Source organism: Kibdelosporangium phytohabitans (assembly GCF_001302585.1).
In the GTDB taxonomy this organism is placed as follows: domain Bacteria; phylum Actinomycetota; class Actinomycetes; order Mycobacteriales; family Pseudonocardiaceae; genus Kibdelosporangium; species Kibdelosporangium phytohabitans.
In genome coordinates this window covers 1,873,614-1,894,004 of record NZ_CP012752.1, presented here as the reverse complement: position 1 = coordinate 1,894,004, position 20,391 = coordinate 1,873,614, and the positions used below count along the sequence as shown (strand labels likewise).

Below are 20,391 nucleotides of genomic sequence, written 5' to 3'. Positions count from 1 at the left end.
CCCTCCAGGAGACCGGTGGCTAGGACCGAGGCGTGGACGCGGGATCGCCGAGCAGCTCACCGGCATCCAGAGTGGTGGTGGCGACGTCCCTGGCGACATCGGACAAGCGTCGGTGGTGAGCTCGGGCGTAGGCACGCAACGTCAGGTAGGCCAGGTGCATGTCCATGCCGCCGGATTCGGCCAGGACTCCCTTGGCCTGTTCGATGACGGTCCGATGATGCAGCGTGGCCTGGAGCTGTTCGGACACGATCTGCTCGTGCTGCACCGCGCGCTGCTGGAGGATCCCGATGGTGGCCACGTCGGCCAGGGCCTGCCCCAGCGCGATGCTGTCGTCGTCGATGGCGGTCGCTTGGGTGTTGAGCAGGGTCAGGGCGCCGATCACGTCGTCGCGCAGCCGCATCGGCACCGCGCACGCGGCCCGGAACCCGGCCTGCGCCGCGGCGGGCGCGAACTGCGGCCAGCGGCCGGTGTCGGCCACCAGGTCGGCGCTGGCGACCACCTCGCCGGTGTGCACGCAGTCGACACACGGTCCCTGTTGCGTCTGCGCGGCGAACACTTCGACCAGTTCGGCGTCCTCGGATGAACCCGCTGCCGGGCGCCAGCCGCCGCGTTGGTCGGACAGGATCACGCCCGCGGCGTCGACTTCGAGCAGTTCGACCGTCCGCTCGGTCAGCACGCCGAGGAAGTCCAGCACGTCGAAGTCGGCGACCAGGGTGTCGGCCAGTGTCACGAACGTGCTCGCCAGTCGCTGGTCCCGGGCATTGCTCATCAAGACGACCTTCCCTCTTCCAGCATTATTGCCCGTCCGTGTCGTTGGTGAAACGCAGTGACCGCGCCACCACCTGCCGGGCAACTTCGGCCAGCGTCATGTCGCGGGTGAAGGCGTGACCACGCATGCGCAGCAACGCCGACTCCGTGTTCACGCCCAACTGCACCTGAACCATGCCCGCGGCCTGGTGTATCTGCACGTGCGGGTCGGCCAGCCAGCTCACGTCCTCGGCGTCGTGACCGTCGAGGTCCGCCACGACGCCGTGGGTGGCCACGTCGCTCAGGATCAACGCGTCGGTCAACTCCAGCCGGGTGAGCGGGCCGGGCACGTCCCGGTACAGGTCCAACGACCCCAGCCGTGCGACACCGATCTGCAACGGGAAGGAGAACACCGCGGCTGCGCCCAGCTCGCACGCCGCGGGGGCGAACGCGGGCCACCGCGTCCGCTCCGCCGCCAGATCGGCGACCAGGACCGGCCCACCCGACGCGAACGCGTCCAGGCACGGACCTTCTCCCACCGTCAACTGCAGATCCTCCAACCCGGCGCTGACGGTGTTGGTGGCGTACACCAGGCCGCGACTGGGCTGCCCGCCTCCTGTGGGCAGGTGGCTCAACACGGTGGCTCCCGCTCCGGAGACCGTCGTCTCGCGCACGCACCGCTCACACGCCAGCTCGACCATCGACGCGGGTTTGGTGGCACGGTCGGCGGCCAGCAAGTCAAGCAACCGCTGACGCCGGTTCTGCCCCATCCGCTCTCCGCCCTCCGCCCCCGTAAGTGGCCAACCATAGGTCCATGTCCTCGCCACCGCCGACCGGACCGCAGGCCGGCAACCACCGCTCCAGCGGTGGCCTCGTCGACGGTGCGAGGCGACGGCCTCGCCCGATGTCCTTTCGAGACAATGTGGACACTCGGCATCAGTCCGGTACCAGCCGGATCGAACGACGGCGAACGGCCGTGCCGGCGGGCGGCGACGCCTTGAGGTGGTCCAGCGCCGGGTCGGCCACGCAACGCCCATCGTCCGCCGCGACAGCGTGGCGCACCGTGTCGTGGATCTGGAACACCGGCTCGAGACCGGTGATCCGGAGCAGGCGCACGATGTGCGACGGCGCGACCAGCAACAGCGTCGTGTCCGCCAGCTGGGTTCGCCGGTGAATGTCCAGAAGCAGAGTCAACCCGGCGGCGCCGAAGAACGACACCCCGGTGAGGTCCACCAGCAGCGCCCCCGGATCCGACCGGCAGACACGACGAACGCGCAGGTCGACGATGGGCACGGATTCGATGGTGACATCACCGACGACACGCAGGACCGAGGTGTCCTCACCACATGTCTCGCTGATGACAGCCACAGTCTGACCTGTCTCACGAGTCCGAGCCAGGTGATGGACCATGTGGCACTCCCGATACGGGAAGACCACGAGTACCTGAGCGTGAGCGCGGGGGCCAGGCGCTCAGGGTCAGCTCCCGCAGCAACGGGCTGATTACCCCGCCAACTCTAGGCCCACCCGTGCCAATGGGCAACAAACCCGGGGTGGACATGAGGTCAGCGACCCGGACTGTCGAATTCGACCAATGACCACACCGCTTTGCCCTGCCCGCGTCGCCGCACGCCCCACCGCGCGGACAACGCGGCGACGAGAGCGATACCCCGCCCACCGGACCGCGTCATCGACGGTGGTTTGAGCACCGGCAGGCTGGGATCCCCATCGGTCACCTCGATCTGCACCGTGCCGTGCCCACAGCTGACGGCGAGCCTCCCCGGGCTCGGCGTGTGCAGGTCGGCGTTGGTGACGAGTTCGATCACCACCAGCACGATGTCGTCCAGTTTGTCCGCGGTGACCACGGCGCCGAGCCGTTGCCGGACCCACAGCCGGACATCAGTCAGTGCCGGATGGGCGTCCAGGGGCAGGACCCAGGAAACGCTCCTGGGATCGTCGACGTGCTCAGGCATGTCAGCGATCACGCTCCTGGACCGTTCCTCGCGTTCGACACCCAGGCCGGGAATGTCTTGCCTGTGGGGTGCCCCGCGCTCGTCACGCTAACCACGCACAGCACACACGTGTACCGCCCGCTCGTGGACCACGACGGCAGCCAGTCCCGCGCATTCGTGTGCGATGTCACTCTGCGCTCTTGCGACCGGGTTTAGAATCGTGCTGTCGGAGGCGGTCACAGCCCCAGCTCACCCCGGACCCCGGTGGCCGACATCGAGACGATCTGGCTTCGGGAGCGGGTATGGACACCGTTGTGTCGTCGGGACCGTTGACGCCCAGCGCCGAGTTCGCACGACGTGCCGCGACGGTGTGGATCCGCGCCGCTGACGCCGGGATCATCGACGCCGACGAACTGTCCTGGTTGTTGCGGCACCTTCCGCCTTCCCGCTGACTGTGCGCGGGACACCCATGACAGGCGGGCACGAGGAAGCCGTTCCTCGATTCCCGTTGCGGAGGAAGAGGGACACACGCCGATGCTCGACGGCCCCGGCGCGCGGCTGACCGCATGGCGTGACGGGCTGCCGTCGTTCGCCGCGGACGCTGTCGCCGCTTCCGATCTCACCCAGCCGCACATCTACACCCAGTTGCGTGCCGCACCAGATCAGGCCGCCATCGCCCGTCGCCGAATCACCAGCTGGACCCGTGCGATCGGCTTGCCGGAGCTGATGGTCCAGGACATCACGCTGGCCGGTGACGAGGCCCTCAGCAATGCCGTCGAACACGCCTACCGCGGCGCTGACGGCATGGTGATCCTCTTCGCGGCCCTTACCCCCATGGGCACGGCCGCCCGGCTCATCGTTTCCGACCGCGGCCACTGGCAGCCGCCCGCGGCCGACCCGGGATTCCGCGGCAGAGGGCTGGCGATGATGGAACAACTCAGCGACGAATTCCGGCTGATCCACACCACAAGCGGCACAACGGTGGTTCTCCGGTGGTCACTGCCGGCCGGGCGGACCTGAGCGGCGCCGTTCAGCCATGTCGCTCCCGACCACGACACGGATCAGTCCCTAGTGGATCGACCGTGCCCCGGTCACGCTGACGGCCAGCGCGGCAGCGTCGTCCTCCAGACCAGCGTTGAACGTGTTCAGCAACCCGGAAATCGCGGCGATCAAACCAGGTGCGTCGGTCGGCGCCAGGTCGGTGGCGAAGGCGTGCAGCGCTTGTTCCTCGTAGCGGGTATTCGCTTCGCCGGTGCGGGCCTCGGTCAACCCGTCGGAGTAGAGCAACAGTGTGTCACCTGGCCCCAGCCGTGCCGTGGTGGTCACGAAACGGGCGTCGGGCAGGATGCCGAGCAGCTGTCCGCCGGGTGTGTGCAAATACTCGACGGTTCCGTCGGCGTTCACCAGCAGCGCGGGTGGATGCCCACCGCTGGCCAGCCGCACGTGGTAGCCGCCCTCCGATGGGGTGAGGAGCCCGAACAGCACGGTGCTGAAACGCGGGTCGTCACCGGTCAGTTCGTGGCGAAGCACGGAGTTCAGATTGCGCAGCACGGCGGCCGGGTCGTTGTCGTACACCGCGGCCGCGCGCAGGGTGTAGCGGGTCAAGGACGTCACGGCAGCCGCACCCGCGCCTTTGCCGCACACGTCTCCCAGAAACAGTCCCCACCGGTCATCGGCCAGTGGGAACAAGTCGTAGAAATCACCACCGACGTCGTCGGCGCTGGCGTGGTGGTAGCAGGCGGCGACCTCGGTTCCCGGTGGGACCGCGAGTTTCGGCGGGAGCAGGGTGCGCTGCAACGTGGTCGCCAGTTGCCGGGCGCGGTCGCGCTCGCCCTCGGCCTCGCGCCGGGCGTCCAGCAGTTCCCGTTCGTAGGCCCGCCGTTCCTGTGCGTCGAAGAACGTCATGCGCAGCAGCAAGGGCTGACCGTCCCGGCCGGTCTTGACCCGGGCGGTCAGCAGGACCGGCAGCCGGGCCCCGCTGCTGGTGACCAGTTCCAGCGCGATGCCGTTGACTTCGCCGTGCATCTGCAGCAAAGGGGCGAAGTGGGTCTCGTAGTACAGCCTGCCGCCCACGCTGAGCAGGTCGCTGACCCGCCGCCGGCCGACCAGGTCGGCGCGCGCATGACCCAGCCAGTCCAGCAGGGTGGTGTTGATCTTCACGATCCGGCCGTCCGGCGTCGTGGACACCTGACCGCAGGGGGCGTGGTCGTACAGTTCCTCGGCGTCGTCGTCCACCAGGCCATGACCGGCGGGTGGCTCGTCCCCGGCCGGACCGCCCGCGCTCACGCCGGAGCCTTGGTCCGCGCCGCCGTCACCGCACGCCACCGGCGAAGGACATGATCGCCTCGGCAGTGGCTTCGGGGGCGCTGAGCTGGGGACAGTGGCCAGTGGCGTCCAGCGTGACGAGCTGACTGCCGCGGATGTGGGCGTGCACGTAGGCACCGACCTCACGGGGCGCGATCGCGTCGTGAGCGCACTCGACAACCAAGGTCGGCAGGGTCACCTCGGCCAGGTCGGCGCGGTTGTCGGACAGGAACGTGGCGCGCGCGAACACCGCGGCGATCGCCGGATCGGTGCGGCAGAAGCTGTCGGCCAGTTCCCGGCCGAGCTCGGGCCGGTCGGGGTTGCCCATGACCACCGGCGCCATCGCCGCCGACCAGCCCAGGTAGTTGGCTTCCAGCGACTCCAGCAACTCGTCGATGTCGGCCGCGGAGAACCCGCCCCGGTAGTCACCGTCGTCGAGATAGTGGGGCGACGGCGTCAGCAGCACCAGCTTGGCGAAGCGTTCGGGACTGCGGTTGGCGGCCAGCACACCGATCATCGCGCTGACCGAGTGCCCCACGAACACCACGTCGCGCAGGTCCAGGTCGGCGAGAAGGTCCAGCACGTCCTCGGCGTAGCCCCGCAGGCCCGCGTAGCGGCCGGGATCCCAGGCCGACAAGTCGGAGCGGCCGGCGCCGACGTGGTCGAACAACACGACCCGGTGGTTTCGGGCGAGCACCGGGGCGACCAGCCGCCAGAGATTCTGGTCACAGCCGAAGCCGTGCGCCAGCACGACCACAGGTCCGGCCGGGTCGCCGGTGACGACCACGTTGTTCTTGACACGCACGTCCACCGGCACATCCTCGCACCCGCTCCACGATCACGACACTCAATCGGCTCGTCGCCCGGCCGCGCTGCTCGCAGGTTTGGGCAGGCACGGTGCCGTCTATCCCATAGGGGTCGCCCAAGCCCCCGGTGGCAGGTCTGTGATGTAGCGCCGGGAGGTGGCAGTTGACTGCGATAGTGGATCGGCCGGTTTCGGATTCTCGTGGTGCCGAGCCGATGCTCGCGGGTGAGAAGTCCCCGCTTCAGATGTTGCTGGTGAAGTTGTTCGCGGTGGTGCCGTTGCTGGCGTTGGCCGCAGCAGTGCCGTTCGCGTGGGGATGGGGACTGGGGTGGGTCGATGTCGGCTTGGCGGTGTTCTTCTACACGCTCACCTGTCTCGGCGTCACCGTCGGATTCCACAGGTACTTCACGCACGGCGCGTTCAAGGCACGCCGAGGGCTGCGGATCACGCTTGCCGCGATCGGCAGCATGGCCATGCAGGGACCGGTGATCGGCTGGGTCGCGGATCACCGCCGCCACCACGCGTACGCCGACAAGGAGGGCGATCCGCATTCGCCGTGGCTCTACGGCACCTCGGCGGCCGCGCTGGCGAAGGGTTTCTGGCACGCCCACATGGGGTGGATGTTCGACCGTGAGCAGACCAACGCCAAGCGGTTCGCCCCGGATCTGCTGGCCGACGCGGACATCCGGCGAGTGGACCGGCTGTTTGCCTGGCTGACCGTGCTCACCTTGGTCGCGCCCGCGGTGCTCGGCGGCCTGATCACCATGTCGCTCTGGGGCGCGTTGACCGCGTTCTTCTGGGCCAGCCTGGTACGGGTCGCGGTGTTGCACCACGTGACCTGGTCGGTCAACTCGATCTGCCACATGATCGGCGAGCGCCCGTTCGAGGCCCGCGACAAGTCAGCCAACTTCTGGCCGCTGGCGATCGCCTCCATGGGCGAGTCGTGGCACAACTCCCACCACGCCGACCCCACCTGCGCCCGCCACGGTGTCCAAAAAGGACAGATTGACGTGTCGGCCCGCGTGATCTGGGCACTGGAGAAGTTCGGCTGGGCCTCGAACGTCCGCTGGCCCAACGCCGAACGCCTCAGCCGCAAACTGAAGTGAACCCCCGGTGCGGCAGGTGTCACGGGAGCCGGGTCACCGGGATCGGTCCGCCACGGGCGTCTCGCTCGGCACAGCCGAATCCGTTGCCTCGTCCTCACTCCCGACGACGGCCAGCACAGGTGTCGCGAAAGTGCGGCGGAGGCTGGACACGGCGGCTGCCGCACCGATCACGACTCCCGCAGTGAAGATGCCCAGAGTCGTGATCCAGTGGCGTTGCGGGTGGCGCCCGAGCGAAGCGTTACCGGCCCGGTGAGTCCGTCCACGCACGCCACCGTTGACGTCACGCGCCCGTTCGGCCGCTGTCCGCGTCCAGTCCAACGTCGGTCTGCGCATGGTCCGCGCCATCGTCCTTCTCCCGGAATTCATCACGAGTCCTCATAGGGCAGTGCCGGACGGCGCCCTGGTTGAGCCCGCCCGCTCCGGGGATCACCGGTTACACACAGGCTCAACCGACAGACAGGGGTGCGGCCACGCCGGAAGGCTCGCAGCGCCCCGCATGAGCGCCATCGGCATTCCAACAGCCGAGGCTGCTCAATCACCATGGCAGCAGTCCGGGGCACTGTGACTCTTCGAGCCGGCGACGAGCGGCGACTCCTGTCAGGGCCGGGGATCCGGCCGCTCCGATCTTGAGAGCACCGGATCCAACACCGGCGCCGAAATGTCTCGACCGTGCTGACTGTACTCCACATCCGCGCTGATCGGCTGACCGGAAAGAAACTCGCACGGCCCGATCCCCCTGTCATCCGGCGTATACTCGTGACACCGAGCCCCGACATCGGGCAGACGCCGCCGTGGGCGCTCCACGAATCCCGCCAGCCGAATCCGAATGTCCGGGATGACAACGGAATCGCCGGTCACCTCAAGTCCATTGCGGACATTTTCGAGATCCCTCCGGCAGGTCATCCGGCGAGCGACCAAGGAAGGCACACCATGACCGGCACACCGGAGGAAGCGACCGACATCGTCCAACGACTCCGCCTCGTCACCGGATTCCACTCCTCCGAGCGCGACTGGATCATCCGCCGCCTCGCGGCGCTCGCCCCCAGACTGCGTTCCTTCCCGTACGGGCACGTCGATCTGGAGATCAGCCTCAAGGATCGCGACGGCTCGGACCAGCGGGTGACCCTGGAATGCTGGATCCGCCGCTCCAACAGGCTGCACCTGGTGTCGACGTCGGCGGCGCCGGACCTCGCGGTGGCGCTCAACGAGGTTCGCGGCAGCCTCATCCGCCAGATCGACGACACCAAGACGCGCACCGAACCGCGCAACAACCGCGTGCTCAGGCACCCCAGGCCGGCCGAGCCGGAGTAACCACGCGAACGTCCACAACGGATTCCCTCGGCCCACCTCCCGTGTCGATGTGGTCCGGGCGCGTCGTCAGTGCCGGGCGGCCAGTTCCCCGCTCAGCACACGGATGCGGTCCAGCAGCAGAGCGGATTCGGCTCTGCTGAGCCAACCGAATCTCACGGCACGCAGAACGATTGCCACGCAGCTCTGATACGCCCCGGTGATACCGGTGAACGGCGTCACGGGAACCGATCCGGTTCGGTCTGCGGGATCCCGCTGCGACGCGATGGCAACTGCCTGCGCGCCGACCCAGGCAGGCACGTCGACTGGATCCCAGCCGCGGTCGCGGTCCGCGCGCCCTGTCCCAGCGGGACGGGTGCGCAGCGCGGTGTCCGCGCTGTCGTGGATCGCGAAGGCCCCGAGCACCCCCGCGGCCTCCATGGGTTGCAGCACAATCCGTTTCGTGGCAACCAACCGCAGGACGGTTCCGGTCAGGTGCGCCCGGCAGGCGGCAGTCACCATCAGCGTCACCCCCACCGCGCCGAAGAAGTCCACGGCGGACAAGTCGATCACGAGCACCCGCTCCGGCCTTCGCCCGGCTCTGCGGATCACGGGCTCGATCGCGCCCGCGCTCGCCAGGTCGACACTGCCCGTTACCCGTACGATCCACGCGTACTCGCCGCCCGCGGTTCTGACAGCGATCTCGGATTCACGCATGTGGCACTCCCCGGCGGGGTGGCCACGAGCACCTGAGCGAGAGCGCGGGGGCCGGGCGCCCAGGTCCAGCTCTCGCAGCGGCGAAGCTGACTGGTGTGCCGATACTATTCCGGGCGCCCACCGCACACAACGCGGACGTTGTCCTGCCCTGCAACCGTCCAGCTGGACCGGGAATCCCGCAATCCGGCACCGCCGCGCGGCCCGACGGCGGCTGGAGTAGGATGCGCAGGTCACGAAGTTCTTCTTGACGTGGGCCATGACCCCGCTGCGTCCGGAGATGACGCTGGAGACGCGGCGGAGGTGAGCTGTGCAGTTCTCCGTGGCAGCTCGGGGCCGGACCGGATGAACGACCCCGAGGGCATCAACGAATCGGTCGAGAGAGTGCGCGCCGCGTTGTTCGCCGTGATGCGGGACCACCACGACGGGCTCGACGCGCTGAAACGAGTGTGCGAAGCCAGCACCGACCTGCTTCCCGTCGACGGTGCCTCGATCTCGATCTCGCTCGGACCGCGGCTGCGCAGCACGTTGTACGCCAGCGACGCGGTGAGCAGCCGGATCGAGTCCCTGCAGTTCAGTCTTGGCGAAGGCCCGTGTTTCCAGTCCTTCGAGACCCGCAGGCCCGTGCTGGTACCGGATCTGGTGAACTTCACCACGCGGGAGTGGCCGGTGTTCGCCAAGGAGCTGGCGCGGCTGCGGATCGGCGCGATCTTCGCGTTCCCGATGCAACGGGGCGCGATCAGGATCGGCGTGGTCGATTTCTACCGCACGAAGCCCGGATGGCTGTCCCCCAGCGAACTCGCCGCCGCGCTCGAGGTGGTGGACATCGCGACGCTGTTGCTGCTCGACGCGCAGTCCGGGCCGATCGCCGCGGAGTCGTGGCCCACCACGCGACTCGACCACGAGCAAGTGCACCAGGCGACCGGCGTGCTGATCGCGGCGTTCGGCATTCCCGCCGAGGAGGCGTTGGCCAGACTCCGGGCCTACGCGTTCGCCCGCGACCAACTCGTCGACGAAGTCGCACGCGCCATCATGGCCCGCCGCCTGTCCCCCAGGGAATTGGTTGACGAGCCATGACCGCACCAGCGCACTACCCTCGAGGTTGAGATGACAGAAACCGGAGCACGCAGATGACCACGTCACCGTCGAGCGCACAACGTGAGGCAAGGCTCCTGCGCGCCTTCGTCGAGATGGCCGACACCCTCGTCGACGACTACGACGTGATCGACCTGATGCACCAACTCGTGGACCACTGCGTCGATCTGCTCGACGCCGACGCGGCGGGCCTCATGCTGGTCAACCAGCGCGGTGGGCTGCGGCTGCTCGCGTGGTCGAACGAGCGGACCCGGCAGCTGGAACTCATCCAGATCCAGCAGGGCGAAGGTCCCTGCCTCGACTGCGTCAACAGCGGTGAACCGGTGCTGATCGCAGATCTGCGAACGACAGGCGACCGGTGGCCGCAGTTCACGCCCGAGGCCCTCCGCGCCGGTATCGCATCCGTGCACGCCATCCCGTTGCGGCTGAGGCGGGACACCATCGGCGCGTTGAACCTGTTCGGCCTGCGCCCGAATCCACTGCCACCAGAGCATGTGCGAGTCGCACGCGCGTTGGCCGACACCGCGACGATCGGAATCCTGCAGGAACGCGCCATCCACCGCGGCGAAGTGCTCACCGAGCAGTTGCAGACCGCGTTGAACAACCGGGTCGCCATCGAACAGGCCAAAGGCATCATCAGCTACGCCGCCAACCTCGACATCGACGAAGCCTTCCACGCGCTGCGGACTTACAGCCGCAACAACAACATCCGGTTGAGCGACATCGCCAACCAGCTCGTGACCGGACGGCTCCAGCCCGACGCCGTCCTGGCTTCGCCGCCCACACCGTCCGACGAGGGCCGACCACCAGCCTGACCCACCACCGCGAGGAGATCCGATGACCACTACCGCCAAGTACGTTTCCCGCTACGACGAGCGCGTCACCCTGATCAAGGACACCCTGCGCGAACACTCGAAGCTCGACGAGAAGACCTCGTTCGACCTCGCGGAGCGCATCCTCGACGTTCTCAACCACATTCCCGAGAAAGTCCGCTGACCACCGAACTGTCCACTGTAGACAAAGTTGCCGCCGCAATCGCCCGAAGCCGCCATTCGGGTCACTGAGGGTGCGTGAGCGGCACGTCACCTCTACTGTTGGTCCAACGAAGTCGCTGATGCTGCCCCAGTCCCTGGTGGTGTCCTGGCAAGACGATCAGGGAGCAGCGCATGTCGACCGTCGGTGAGCAGACCCCCATCACCCTGGCTGACTTGCCGATCCTCTCCTCGTTCCCCAGTTGGCGCGGATTCGCGTTGCACAGCCTCGTGATCGTCGCCGTGTACCGATGCGTGGTGTGTGACAGGCCACGTGAGTCGACGATGGTCGCCACGCGCGGCGAATGCGGAGAGTTGATCTGCCCCAAGTGCTTCGCCCACCTCGTGCGCACCGAGAATCGAGGCCTCCCCCACCAACTCGATTGACCGCCCGGCCGCTTTCCCCTGACATGCCGCCATTCGACCCACTGACGGGCGGCTCGATGCTGTACCATCCGTGGTGGTACGGCGGGTCGAGTGCACCCCGCCCCGCCCCCGCTCTGGCCCTCGGCGGCGCCCGACCAGCTGATTCGGTGCGTCAGGAGCCGTGATGGTCACGTCAGATTCGTCAGCCGCGGAGTGGGCCGCCCACCGGGTCGGCAGGTCCGATGTCGAACGGCTGCGACGACAGACACGTGCTTTACGAGCGGTGGACTACCGCTCCGGTGGCGGCTCGTGCGTCAGCGAACTGCTCAAGCTGATGGACCGTGTGCAGCCGATGCTCACCGCTGCCAGCACGGAAGTCACGCGGGAGCACGTGTACGTCGCCGTTTCCGACCTGTACAACCTGGCTGGGTGGGTGTGCTTCGACATCGGCCGGCCCAGCCGGGCTCGCGTGTACCTCACCCAGGCCTTGGCGCTGGCGGCGCACGCTCGGCACGACGGCCTGACCGCGAACATCTTCTACCGGCTGGGACGGATCTGCTTGCACCACAGGGATCCCGCCGCGGCCCTGCACCACTTCCAGCTCGGCAGGCGCACCACGACCGGCGAGAACGGCGAACGGGAAGCCGCCATCCTGACGGTCAACCAAGCATGGGCACACGCCTGCATGGGCAACCACGCCGCGGCGCTCAGGCTGCTGCGGGACGGCGAGGAGTTCCTCGCCCGAGCCGACCCGGCGGCCGTACCCGGCTGGGAAAGGTTCTTCAACCAGAACGAACTCCAGGCGATGACCGGGGTCGTGCACACCGAACTGGCTCGCAACAACGGCGCGCGGCACGCGCACATCGCGATCCCGGCACTGACCGAGGCGATCGGCGGATACAGCGACGACATGGCTCGCAGCCGGACTTTCTGTCACATCGCTCTCGCCACGAGCCACCTGTTGGCAGGCGATCGCGCCGCGGGTGTACAGGCCGGTCTGAAAGCCCTGTCCTGCACGGAGAACCTGGCTTCGTCGCGCGTACGCGACCGCTTGCGTCCGCTGCACCAGATCGCGCGCCGGAACGCCGCGCACAGGTGCGTCCGCGAGCTGGCCGCGCAGATCGCCACGAAGATGAGCCGGACGGCCTGATTTCCGATGGCCGGAGGGCAATCGCGCGACGACATATGTCCAAGTTGGACATAAGGGGCGGTCCGCGTGGCGTATGATGAGCTCACCGGAGGCGATCGGAGCAGTCGCGGTTTCGCGAATGCCGCCTCGGGTGCACCACACTATCCCCGGCCGGCACGCCGGACCGGAGGCAGGAGCGCCGAGATGACCTCGGGCCAGCGCAATCCCCCGCGTACCACTCGGCAGGACAGCCGCACCGCGCCGCGGCTGGAGATGAAACCGGAAGGTGCGGCCGGTGGTCACGTCGACGGCGGGTGGTGGCCGCGCTCGAAGGATCCGGGGGAAGAGTTCCCCGCGCTCCTCGCCGCGCTCGGCACGTGGGTCGGGCCAGTCAGCCGGGTCTCCTACCACCTCGGCACCTGGTCCGGCATCGAACGCAAGGTGACCATCGACGGCCGGGCGGTGCGGTTCGAGGGCTTCCACTCGATGGACCACGACACGGTCGTGGTGATCGGTGCGGACGCCCGGCGAGTCAGCCTCCTGGTGGTGCCACCGGACACCCCGGGCGGGATGGCCCGCGCTGTGCTGCGGGCTTCGTCGGCACTCGACTCGACCGCCAGCGCGGCGGACATCCTGGCCAGCAACGGCAGTCGTCCCAGAGCGTCCACTCAGGATGGTCAGCGCGACCTGGACCGGTGAGACCCCCGCGCCGAGTGGCCTGTATCGGTGAAATCGCACGGATCGGCTGAGATCTCTCGCCGTCAGCGCCCACAATGGGCCTGTGATGACTGGTCGCCGATCCGCCGGCCGCGGCGCCACGGCGGGGATGCTCGCCTGGCTGGCGTTGACGCTGCTTGGCTTCGCGCTGCTGGTGACCGGCTACCTGACCGCTGTGCTGGGCGGGCAGGTGGACCCGGTGACCGACCCGGTGAGCGATTACGCGTTCCACAGCGCGGGCGGCCCGCTGTTCGTCTCGGCTGTGCTGCTCCTGGGCCTCGCCGGGCTCGTACTGCGAGCGGGGATGCACGGTGCCAGGATGCCTCGCAGCCTCGCCACGAGCGCGCTTTTCGGGCTCTGGTACGCCGGGCTGCTGCTCTGCGCGGTGTTCCCCGGCGATCAGCTCGCCACCGACCAGACGCTGTCCGGGCAGCTCCACCGGCTCGGCGGCGCGATGTTGTTCACCTGCCTGCCCGTGGCGGGCTGGTTGCTGGCCCGTGCACTGCACCCCGACCCGCGCTGGACGGGCTTCGCCGTGTGGATCCGCCGATTCGCCGCCGCGGTCCTGGCCTGTGCGGCGATGTTCGGTGCGGCCCAGCTCGTGCCGTGGCTGCCCAAGGGGCTGATCGAGCGTGTGGCATTGGGCGCGGAGCTGGCGCTGCTGGTCGTACTCGCCTTGGCCGTGAGAAAGGCCGCGCGATGCCCTCTCGCCTAACGGCCCGGCACGTGCTGCCGAGTGGCCAGGTGTTGGTACACCGTGAGCAGGCGGTCGACTGAGGCGTCGACGGGGTAGCGGCGAGCGGCCTCGGCGTGGTCGGCGCGGGCGGCCCGCACTTGTTCGGGGTGGTCGATCCAGTAGTCGATCCGGGCGGCCAGCTCGTGCGGTGCCCCGGCCGGGAACCGGAACCGCTCCGATCGGGCCAGCCGCGCGGTGCCGTCCGTCGCCGACTCGGCGATCAGGCAGGGCAGCCCGCAGGCCATCGCCTCCAGCACGCTCATGCATTCGACCTCGATCTCCGCGGTGTGCACGTAGAGGTCGGCCGCGTTGTAGTGCGAAATCAGTTCGCCCGGCGGCAGGCAGTCGAAATGCACGGGGTTGGTCAGGCCGCGGGCCTGTTCACGCAACCGGTCCCGCAGTGGCCCGTCGCCGAGGACCACGAGCTGGATGCGCTGTTCGTGGCGCGACCGCCGGACCGCTTCGATCAGCACGTCGTGTCGCTTCTCGGGGGCCAGCCGACCGACTGACAGGATCACGAACCGGTCGTTCGCGGGCCGCGGCTGAGGCCGGTATTCCTCGGGAATCCCGTTCGACACCACTGTGGCAGGCGTGCGCAGGCCGTGTCGGCGCAACTCGTTCTCGCCGAACCCACTCGGACAGATCACGTGGTCACAACGGCCGTAGACGGTACGAAGAAGGAAACGGCTGAGCAGATCCGCTGTGGCCTGACCGCGAACGCCGATGTTGCGCAGCACGTGCTCGGCTCGAACGTGGAACGTGGCCACTGTCGGCACACCGGCCGCCTTCGCCATGGTGATCCCGCGCATCGCCAGCAGGAACGGGGTGTGCACGTGCACAACGTCGGCGTCGGCGAGCGCCCTGGCCAGCGAGCGGCGGTCGGGCCACGCCAGCGGCGTACGCATCTTGGTGATGATCGGTTGGGCGAACGGAACACGCAGTTCGGGCAAGGCGATCTTGTCGGGCCCCTGCGTTCCTGTGGAGACCACGGTCACCGTGTGCCCCCGGTCGCGCAGCCGCTCGGTGAAGCGTCTGGTGGAGATCACCGCTCCGGTCGGTGCGTCGTCCCACGCGTCCAGCAGCATCACGATGCGCATGGTCGCAGTGTCGCAGCAGGTGTCCCGCCTCGCGCCCCGTAACGCTGTGAGCAGCGGATCCACTCTCCGAACACCAGATTCCGCCGTCGTGGGCGTAGCATGGGTCCTGCGAAGCACGTATCACCCCGCTCCAGCCCCCGGCGGGCTGCCATGGACTGATCTTCGGCTGAGACGGGACAACTGCGATGAGCTACGACCTCAACAGCGGACCCGCAGCGCCACTGAGCCCGCCCCGCGAACTGAGGTTGCAGGTCAGATCGCGTGCCGCGGCGCTCGGCCACGTCGACGGCGCGTGGTGGCCGAGGTCGGCCGACCCGGCTTCGGAATTCCCCGCGCTGATCATGGCTTTGAGCTCCTGGGGCGGACCAGCCCGCCACATGGCCTACCACCTCGACGACTGGGGTCCCGCGGAGAGCACGCTGATCGTGGAGAACTGGGCGGTGAACCTGGTGGGCTCCCGCGCGACGCCCGCGCACACCGTGGTGGTCACCGGCCTGAACCTGGAACGAATCCGGCTGCTGGTGATCCCGCCTGCCACGCCGAGCGGCGCGGCCCGCGCGATGCTCCGGGCGGCGTCCCGTTCGGACACTGTGTCCACCGTCGAGGACATCCTCGCCGACAACGGCATCGCGCCGAGCAGCGGATCTCCGAAAACCGGTCCTCGCCCGTGACAGCAGTCCCCGGCGAGGCGTCGTGCAGTCGGGCGGCCTCGCAGGTTTGAGCACGCCCGATCACGTGTATCCCAATTCAGTCACCCAAGACCCCGGTGCCGTGTCTGTGCTGTCGTAGCCGGGAGGTCGCGATGTGACCGCGTTGCCGCACCGATCGCCGTCAAATTCGCGTGGCGCGGAGCCGGTACCGGCCCGAAGCGGCTGACGGCTCCCTTTTTCGCTTGTCAATCCACAGTGGCTGCTGAGCAGCTGCCGGAACCACGATTCAGGAGAACCACCTCATGGGCACCATCACCGAGTCGATCGATGTCGAAGTCGACGTGACGACCGCATACAACCAGTGGACGCAGTTCGAGTCCTTCCCGCACTTCATGGAGGGTGTCGACGCCATCGAGCAGGTGGACGCGACCCACACCCACTGGAAAGTCAGCTCGGCGGGGGTGCACCGGGAGTTCGACGCCACGATCACCGAACAGCACCCCGACGAGCGGATCGCCTGGCGGTCCGACGACGGGCCGCAGCACGCCGGAGTCATCACGTTCCACCGGCTCAGCGACACCACGACGAGGGTGACGGCCCAGATGGACATCGACCCGGAGGGCTTCGTCGAGAAGGTCGCCGACAAGCTCGGCATCCTCGACCGCCGGGTCAAGGGCGACATGAAGCGGTTCAAGGAGTTCATCGAGTCCCGTGACGGCGCCGCGACCGGCGAGTGGCGCGGCGACATCGACCGCCCCGGCACCGTCGGCTGAACAGGGTCCCGCCCGATCCACTTCACCGGCCATCCACAAAGGATCGTTCATGTCATCGCGTCGCAAGATCGCCGGAAACGGCTCAACTCCGAACGCCGATTCCGACCGCGGGGTGGCGTCTGACGGCGCACTGCGGCAGGAAGGCGAATTCCTCACCACGGCCCAGGGCGTGCGCCTGCCGGACACCGACCACTCGCTGAAGGCCGGGGAGCGCGGGCCGACCCTGCTCGAGGACTTCCACCTGCGGGAGAAGATCACACACTTCGACCACGAGCGCATCCCGGAAAGGGTGGTCCACGCCCGCGGCGCCGCCGCGCACGGCGTGTTCGAGTCCTACGGCACCGCCAAAAAGGTGACAAAGGCTCAGTTCCTGACGAAGAAGGGGCAGCAAACCCAGGTTTTCGTCCGGTTCTCCACGGTCCTGGGTTCGCGCGGTTCGGCTGACACCGTCCGCGACACCCGCGGCTTCGCGGTGAAGTTCTACACCGACGAAGGCACGTTCGACCTGGTCGGCAACAACATCCCGGTGTTCTTCATCCAGGACGGGATCAAGTTCCCCGACATCATCCACGCGGGCAAACCGCACCCCGACCGGGAGATCCCGCAGGCCCAGTCCGCACACGACACGTTCTGGGACTTCGTCTCACTGCACACCGAGGCCACCCACCACGTGATGTGGAACATGAGCGACCGCGGCATCCCCCGCTCATACCGGACGATGGAAGGCTTCGGCGTCCACACCTTCCGCCTGGTCAACGACTCCGGCGAGACCGCACTGGTGAAATTCCACTGGAAACCGGTCGCCGGAATCCACTCCCTGGTCTGGGAGGAGGCGCAGATCGCCGCCGGCGTCGACCCGGACTTCCACCGCCGCGACCTCGCCGACAGCATCGACGCCGGGATCTTCCCCGAGTACGAGCTGGGCATCCAGGTCATGCCCGACGACGGAACCGACAGCTTCCACGGGATCGACCTGCTCGACCCCACCAAGATCGTCCCGGAGGAGCTGGCGCCGGTCCAGCTGGTCGGCAAGCTGACCCTGAACCGCAACCCGACCAACTACTTCGCCGAGACCGAACAGGTCGCGTTCCACACCGGCCACCTGGTCCCCGGTATCGAGGTCACCAACGACCCGCTGATGCAGGCGCGGCTGTTCTCCTATCTCGACACCCAGCTGACCAGGCTGGGCGGGCCGAACTTCGCCCAGTTGCCGATCAACCGGCCGCGGTGCCCCGTCAACGACATGTTCCGTGACGGCATGCACCAGCACGCGGTCCACCCAGGACTGGCGCCCTACCGTCCCAACAGCATCGACGGCGACCTGCCCCGCCCGGCATCCGCCGGACAAGGCGGCTACGTGCAGGTGCCCAGGGCGATCGAAGGCCCCGCGGTACGCGCGAACCCGGCCTCGTTCGACGACCACTTCTCCCAGGCCACCATGTTCTACCGCAGCCTCACCCCGATCGAGCAGGTCCACATCATCGAGGCGTTCACGTTCGAACTGGGCAAATGCTACGAACAGGCCATCAAGGAACGCGAACTCATCGTCCTGTCCAAGGTGGACACCGACCTGTGCGAACAGGTCGCCGCCGGGCTGGGCCTGCCCGCACCGGCCGGTGAACCGGCGAACGACGTCACGACCTCGCCCGCACTGTCCCAGGTCGTCACCGAACCCGGTCCCATCGCCGGTCGCAAGATCGGTGTGATCGCCGACGCCAACGCGGACCTCGCTGGAGTAGCCATCCTTCGCGGAGTCGCGACGGAACTCGGTGCGGCCGTGCACGTCATCGCACCCGTCGGCGGTGTCCTGGGTCGAGGCCGCACCAAGCAGATCGTGGAGCGGACACTGCTGACCGCCCGCTCGATCGAGTTCGACGCGGTGGTGGTCGCCGGTGGCACGGCACCGACCAACGACATCAAGCTGGTTCTGCTGTTGCAGGAGGCGTTCCGGCACTGCAAGGCCATCGCGGCCTGGGGCACCGGACAGGACATCCTGGAAGACGCCGGAATCAGTCTCGCCGCCCCCGGCGTGGTCCTCGGCAAGAAGGTGGACGAGGACTTCACCGCATCGATGGTCACCGCACTCGGCCTGCACCGCGCGTGGGACCGCGCCGAACTGGTCATGCTCTCGGCCGTCCCGCCCGCCGGCTGACGGGCGGCAGCGCCAGTGATCGAGGTGCGTGGACACGCCAACCAGATGGTACGCAGGTCGCCTGTGACCCCGCTCTCGCGACTGCGAGCACGGGAACAAAACCGCAGACGGTACAGTTGTACGGGTATAGCCCAGCTGGCCACTCAGTGGTCGCGGTTCTCGCGATCAGGTCTTTGCCGGCTCGCAGTTTCTTCGCCACCGTCTCCTGTGACAGTCGCGACGGTGGCGCTGCGACAGGGCGCACCAGTCTTGGAAGGACAGTCATCACCACCACGATCACAACGGGCCCTGCTCGCACGCAGGGCCTGTTCAGCCATCCCTACACGTACGAGTCGCACGAGCCGTGCGATCCGGTCGGCGCGGACCACCGCACCCTGCGTGCGAACCTGTTCCGCGATCCCTTCGACCGGCCGATCGCGCACCGCGCACACCAGGAATCCCACTAGCCAGGAGAGCAGCACCCTATGACCACATTGGACAAACCGCTGCCGGACGTGGCTGATCCGCCACGAGGAAGCGACTTCGCCCGGCTGTCCCGGCAGATCAAGCAGGCCGGGCTGCTGGACCGCCGGTACGGGTACTACTTCGCGCGGATGGCGATCAACGTCATCCTGCTCGCCGTCGGCGGCGTGGCGTTCGCACTGCTCGGCGACTCGTGGTGGCAGCTGCTGAACGCGGCGTTCCTCGCGCTGGTGTTCACCCAGTTCGCCTTCATCGGCCACGACGCGGGGCACAAGCAGATCTTCCGCTCACGCAAGCGCAACGACTTCGTCGGCTACCTGCACGGCGGGGTCACCGGAATCAGCTACCAGTGGTGGGTCGGCAAACACAACCTGCACCACGCCAACCCCAACCACGAGGACCACGATCCCGACATAGACCTGCCCGCGCTGGCCTTCAGCCGTGAGCAGTCCCGCACGAAACACGGGATCTACCGGTGGATCACCAAGTACCAGGCGTTCCTGTTCTTCCCACTGCTGCTGCTCGAAGCGGCGATGTTGCGCATCGCCAGCATCCAGGCAGTGGTTCGCCGTGAGATCAAGAAGCCCGTTCTGGAAGCGGCACTGCTGACCGTTCCCCTCGCCGGGTATCTGACGGCGCTGTTCCTGGTGCTCTCGCCGCCGCAGGCGATCCTGTTCATCGTCGTGAACCAGGGTCTGATGGGCGTCTACCTCGGTTGTTCCTTCGCCCCCAACCACAAGGGCATGCCCATCCTGACGAAGGAACAGGAGCTCGACCACCTGCGCAAACAGGTACTGACATCACGCAACATCTCCGGCGGCCGTTGGGTCGACGGCTTGCTCGGCGGTCTGAACTACCAGATCGAGCACCACCTGTTCCCCCACATGCCCCGCCCCAACCTCCGCCGCGCCCAGCCCATCGTGGAAACCTTCTGTGCGCGAAACACCATCCCCTACAGCAAAGCCACCCTGCTCAATTCCTACGCCCAGGTTCTTCGCCACCTCCACGACGCAGGCGCACCCCTCCGCAAACACCCAGCACCCGCCACAACCTCCTGACCACCCCCTGGGCATCGTCGCTGACCCCTCGCAGCTCATCTGCCGGCGTGATGGCCGGATGATGCCGATGTCGTATGCGGCGTTGGCCCGCGTTGCCTTGCGGCGTCGGCAAACGGCTCGCGACCTCTCGGCGGTACGACGTTTCCGGACGCTCTGGTTACCTGGAAAGGCCTGCAGGCACTGACTTGTCACTTCGCTCGTCCAGCAGGGGAG

Annotated in this window: 24 protein-coding genes; 15 read left to right on the top strand and 9 right to left on the bottom strand. The window is 67.9% G+C overall.

The features are described from left to right. Positions 1 to 19 precede the first annotated feature (19 nt). The 4 genes from AOZ06_RS08660 to AOZ06_RS08645 form a co-directional block, all read right to left on the bottom strand. Positions 20 to 769, bottom strand: coding sequence for a GAF and ANTAR domain-containing protein (locus tag AOZ06_RS08660; protein WP_054288958.1), 750 nt, complete (start codon positions 767 to 769; stop codon positions 20 to 22). 25 nt (positions 770 to 794) lie between these two features. Next, complete coding sequence (locus AOZ06_RS08655; RefSeq protein WP_054288957.1) at positions 795 to 1,517, bottom strand: GAF and ANTAR domain-containing protein; 723 nt, start codon at positions 1,515 to 1,517, stop codon at positions 795 to 797. 166 nt (positions 1,518 to 1,683) lie between these two features. Then, positions 1,684 to 2,115, bottom strand: a complete 432-nt coding sequence (locus AOZ06_RS08650; RefSeq protein ID WP_054288956.1) for an STAS domain-containing protein — start codon at positions 2,113 to 2,115, stop codon at positions 1,684 to 1,686. A 194-nt stretch (positions 2,116 to 2,309) separates the two neighbouring features. Beyond that, positions 2,310 to 2,717, bottom strand: a complete 408-nt coding sequence (locus tag AOZ06_RS08645; protein WP_063810320.1) for an ATP-binding protein — start codon at positions 2,715 to 2,717, stop codon at positions 2,310 to 2,312. 281 nt (positions 2,718 to 2,998) lie between these two features. On the opposite strand from AOZ06_RS08645, the gene AOZ06_RS56060 reads away from it, so the two are divergent. Beyond that, entirely contained in the window at positions 2,999 to 3,148 is a 150-nt protein-coding gene (locus AOZ06_RS56060) for a hypothetical protein (RefSeq protein WP_157232927.1), read from the top strand. A gap of 82 nt (positions 3,149 to 3,230) precedes the next feature. Beyond that, positions 3,231 to 3,716: an ATP-binding protein gene (locus AOZ06_RS08640; protein WP_054288954.1), complete on the top strand. Its 486-nt coding sequence runs from the start codon at positions 3,231 to 3,233 to the stop codon at positions 3,714 to 3,716. Positions 3,717 to 3,764: 48 nt separating this feature from the next. On the opposite strand, the gene AOZ06_RS08635 is transcribed toward AOZ06_RS08640, so the two are convergent. Continuing rightward, the gene (locus AOZ06_RS08635; protein ID WP_054288953.1) at positions 3,765 to 5,021 is read right to left on the bottom strand and encodes a PP2C family protein-serine/threonine phosphatase; all 1,257 of its coding nucleotides are present in this window, start codon (positions 5,019 to 5,021) and stop codon (positions 3,765 to 3,767) included. Next, on the bottom strand, positions 5,008 to 5,811 hold the full coding sequence (locus tag AOZ06_RS08630) for an alpha/beta fold hydrolase (RefSeq protein WP_054288952.1): 804 nt from the start codon (positions 5,809 to 5,811) through the stop codon (positions 5,008 to 5,010). The genes AOZ06_RS08635 and AOZ06_RS08630 overlap by 14 nt, the downstream gene beginning before the upstream one ends. A 209-nt stretch (positions 5,812 to 6,020) precedes the next feature. Between AOZ06_RS08630 and AOZ06_RS08625 the strand changes: the two genes are divergently transcribed. Further along, complete coding sequence (locus AOZ06_RS08625) at positions 6,021 to 6,911, top strand: acyl-CoA desaturase (RefSeq protein WP_054288951.1); 891 nt, start codon at positions 6,021 to 6,023, stop codon at positions 6,909 to 6,911. A 33-nt stretch (positions 6,912 to 6,944) separates the two neighbouring features. On the opposite strand, the gene AOZ06_RS08620 is transcribed toward AOZ06_RS08625, so the two are convergent. Continuing rightward, positions 6,945 to 7,277 carry a hypothetical protein gene (locus AOZ06_RS08620; protein WP_157232926.1) on the bottom strand — a complete coding sequence of 111 codons (333 nt, stop codon included), beginning with the start codon at positions 7,275 to 7,277 and terminating at the stop codon, positions 6,945 to 6,947. Positions 7,278 to 7,580: 303 nt separating this feature from the next. Between AOZ06_RS08620 and AOZ06_RS59725 the strand changes: the two genes are divergently transcribed. Beyond that, complete coding sequence (locus AOZ06_RS59725; protein ID WP_236952136.1) at positions 7,581 to 8,222, top strand: hypothetical protein; 642 nt, start codon at positions 7,581 to 7,583, stop codon at positions 8,220 to 8,222. A gap of 66 nt (positions 8,223 to 8,288) precedes the next feature. Here the strand turns inward: AOZ06_RS59725 and AOZ06_RS08610 are convergent, their stop codons facing one another. Continuing rightward, positions 8,289 to 8,915, bottom strand: a complete 627-nt coding sequence (locus tag AOZ06_RS08610; RefSeq protein ID WP_054288948.1) for an STAS domain-containing protein — start codon at positions 8,913 to 8,915, stop codon at positions 8,289 to 8,291. 342 nt (positions 8,916 to 9,257) lie between these two features. Between AOZ06_RS08610 and AOZ06_RS08605 the strand changes: the two genes are divergently transcribed. The 7 genes from AOZ06_RS08605 to AOZ06_RS08580 all read left to right on the top strand — a co-directional run bounded on the left by AOZ06_RS08605 (position 9,258) and on the right by AOZ06_RS08580 (position 13,965). Next, entirely contained in the window at positions 9,258 to 9,989 is a 732-nt protein-coding gene (locus AOZ06_RS08605; RefSeq protein ID WP_063809993.1) for a GAF and ANTAR domain-containing protein, read from the top strand. Positions 9,990 to 10,042: 53 nt separating this feature from the next. After that, positions 10,043 to 10,822, top strand: a complete 780-nt coding sequence (locus AOZ06_RS08600) for a GAF and ANTAR domain-containing protein (protein ID WP_054288947.1) — start codon at positions 10,043 to 10,045, stop codon at positions 10,820 to 10,822. A 22-nt stretch (positions 10,823 to 10,844) separates the two neighbouring features. Beyond that, entirely contained in the window at positions 10,845 to 11,003 is a 159-nt protein-coding gene (locus AOZ06_RS56055; protein WP_157232925.1) for a DUF6307 family protein, read from the top strand. Between the two features lie 170 nt (positions 11,004 to 11,173). Then, a complete protein-coding gene (locus tag AOZ06_RS08595; RefSeq protein WP_054288946.1) occupies positions 11,174 to 11,425 on the top strand; it encodes a hypothetical protein in 252 nt (83 codons plus the stop codon). A gap of 163 nt (positions 11,426 to 11,588) precedes the next feature. After that, complete coding sequence (locus tag AOZ06_RS08590) at positions 11,589 to 12,554, top strand: transcriptional regulator (RefSeq protein WP_157232924.1); 966 nt, start codon at positions 11,589 to 11,591, stop codon at positions 12,552 to 12,554. Between the two features lie 183 nt (positions 12,555 to 12,737). Continuing rightward, positions 12,738 to 13,232 carry a DUF5994 family protein gene (locus AOZ06_RS08585; protein ID WP_063809992.1) on the top strand — a complete coding sequence of 165 codons (495 nt, stop codon included), beginning with the start codon at positions 12,738 to 12,740 and terminating at the stop codon, positions 13,230 to 13,232. Between the two features lie 85 nt (positions 13,233 to 13,317). Beyond that, complete coding sequence (locus AOZ06_RS08580) at positions 13,318 to 13,965, top strand: DUF998 domain-containing protein (protein ID WP_225953176.1); 648 nt, start codon at positions 13,318 to 13,320, stop codon at positions 13,963 to 13,965. Here AOZ06_RS08580 and AOZ06_RS08575 read toward each other — a convergent pair. Then, positions 13,962 to 15,083, bottom strand: a complete 1,122-nt coding sequence (locus AOZ06_RS08575; protein ID WP_054288944.1) for a glycosyltransferase — start codon at positions 15,081 to 15,083, stop codon at positions 13,962 to 13,964. The two genes, AOZ06_RS08580 and AOZ06_RS08575, sit on opposite strands and share 4 nt — an antisense overlap. Before the next feature lie 185 nt (positions 15,084 to 15,268). On the opposite strand from AOZ06_RS08575, the gene AOZ06_RS08570 reads away from it, so the two are divergent. From AOZ06_RS08570 to AOZ06_RS08550, 4 genes are all read left to right on the top strand, one after another. Beyond that, positions 15,269 to 15,754 carry a DUF5994 family protein gene (locus tag AOZ06_RS08570; protein WP_054288943.1) on the top strand — a complete coding sequence of 162 codons (486 nt, stop codon included), beginning with the start codon at positions 15,269 to 15,271 and terminating at the stop codon, positions 15,752 to 15,754. Between the two features lie 281 nt (positions 15,755 to 16,035). Further along, entirely contained in the window at positions 16,036 to 16,506 is a 471-nt protein-coding gene (locus AOZ06_RS08565; protein WP_054288942.1) for an SRPBCC family protein, read from the top strand. A gap of 49 nt (positions 16,507 to 16,555) precedes the next feature. Further along, the gene (locus AOZ06_RS08560) at positions 16,556 to 18,658 is read left to right on the top strand and encodes a catalase (protein WP_054288941.1); all 2,103 of its coding nucleotides are present in this window, start codon (positions 16,556 to 16,558) and stop codon (positions 18,656 to 18,658) included. A 464-nt stretch (positions 18,659 to 19,122) separates the two neighbouring features. Next, positions 19,123 to 20,178: a fatty acid desaturase family protein gene (locus AOZ06_RS08550; protein WP_054288939.1), complete on the top strand. Its 1,056-nt coding sequence runs from the start codon at positions 19,123 to 19,125 to the stop codon at positions 20,176 to 20,178. Positions 20,179 to 20,391 lie beyond the last annotated feature (213 nt).

Coding starts and splice junctions, on each gene's coding strand:
- AOZ06_RS08660 (WP_054288958.1), bottom strand. CDS start 769: ATGAGCAATGCCCGGGACCAGCGACTGGCGAGCACGTTCGTGACACTG.
- AOZ06_RS08610 (WP_054288948.1), bottom strand. CDS start 8,915: ATGCGTGAATCCGAGATCGCTGTCAGAACCGCGGGCGGCGAGTACGCG.
- AOZ06_RS08605 (WP_063809993.1), top strand. CDS start 9,258: ATGAACGACCCCGAGGGCATCAACGAATCGGTCGAGAGAGTGCGCGCC.
- AOZ06_RS08620 (WP_157232926.1), bottom strand. CDS start 7,277: ATGAATTCCGGGAGAAGGACGATGGCGCGGACCATGCGCAGACCGACG.
- AOZ06_RS56060 (WP_157232927.1), top strand. CDS start 2,999: ATGGACACCGTTGTGTCGTCGGGACCGTTGACGCCCAGCGCCGAGTTC.
- AOZ06_RS08570 (WP_054288943.1), top strand. CDS start 15,269: ATGAGCTACGACCTCAACAGCGGACCCGCAGCGCCACTGAGCCCGCCC.
- AOZ06_RS08595 (WP_054288946.1), top strand. CDS start 11,174: ATGTCGACCGTCGGTGAGCAGACCCCCATCACCCTGGCTGACTTGCCG.
- AOZ06_RS08550 (WP_054288939.1), top strand. CDS start 19,123: ATGACCACATTGGACAAACCGCTGCCGGACGTGGCTGATCCGCCACGA.
- AOZ06_RS08575 (WP_054288944.1), bottom strand. CDS start 15,083: ATGCGCATCGTGATGCTGCTGGACGCGTGGGACGACGCACCGACCGGA.
- AOZ06_RS08655 (WP_054288957.1), bottom strand. CDS start 1,517: ATGGGGCAGAACCGGCGTCAGCGGTTGCTTGACTTGCTGGCCGCCGAC.
- AOZ06_RS08585 (WP_063809992.1), top strand. CDS start 12,738: ATGACCTCGGGCCAGCGCAATCCCCCGCGTACCACTCGGCAGGACAGC.
- AOZ06_RS08600 (WP_054288947.1), top strand. CDS start 10,043: ATGACCACGTCACCGTCGAGCGCACAACGTGAGGCAAGGCTCCTGCGC.
- AOZ06_RS08645 (WP_063810320.1), bottom strand. CDS start 2,717: ATGCCTGAGCACGTCGACGATCCCAGGAGCGTTTCCTGGGTCCTGCCC.
- AOZ06_RS08560 (WP_054288941.1), top strand. CDS start 16,556: ATGTCATCGCGTCGCAAGATCGCCGGAAACGGCTCAACTCCGAACGCC.
- AOZ06_RS08580 (WP_225953176.1), top strand. CDS start 13,318: ATGACTGGTCGCCGATCCGCCGGCCGCGGCGCCACGGCGGGGATGCTC.
- AOZ06_RS08590 (WP_157232924.1), top strand. CDS start 11,589: ATGGTCACGTCAGATTCGTCAGCCGCGGAGTGGGCCGCCCACCGGGTC.
- AOZ06_RS08625 (WP_054288951.1), top strand. CDS start 6,021: ATGCTCGCGGGTGAGAAGTCCCCGCTTCAGATGTTGCTGGTGAAGTTG.
- AOZ06_RS08565 (WP_054288942.1), top strand. CDS start 16,036: ATGGGCACCATCACCGAGTCGATCGATGTCGAAGTCGACGTGACGACC.
- AOZ06_RS56055 (WP_157232925.1), top strand. CDS start 10,845: ATGACCACTACCGCCAAGTACGTTTCCCGCTACGACGAGCGCGTCACC.
- AOZ06_RS08640 (WP_054288954.1), top strand. CDS start 3,231: ATGCTCGACGGCCCCGGCGCGCGGCTGACCGCATGGCGTGACGGGCTG.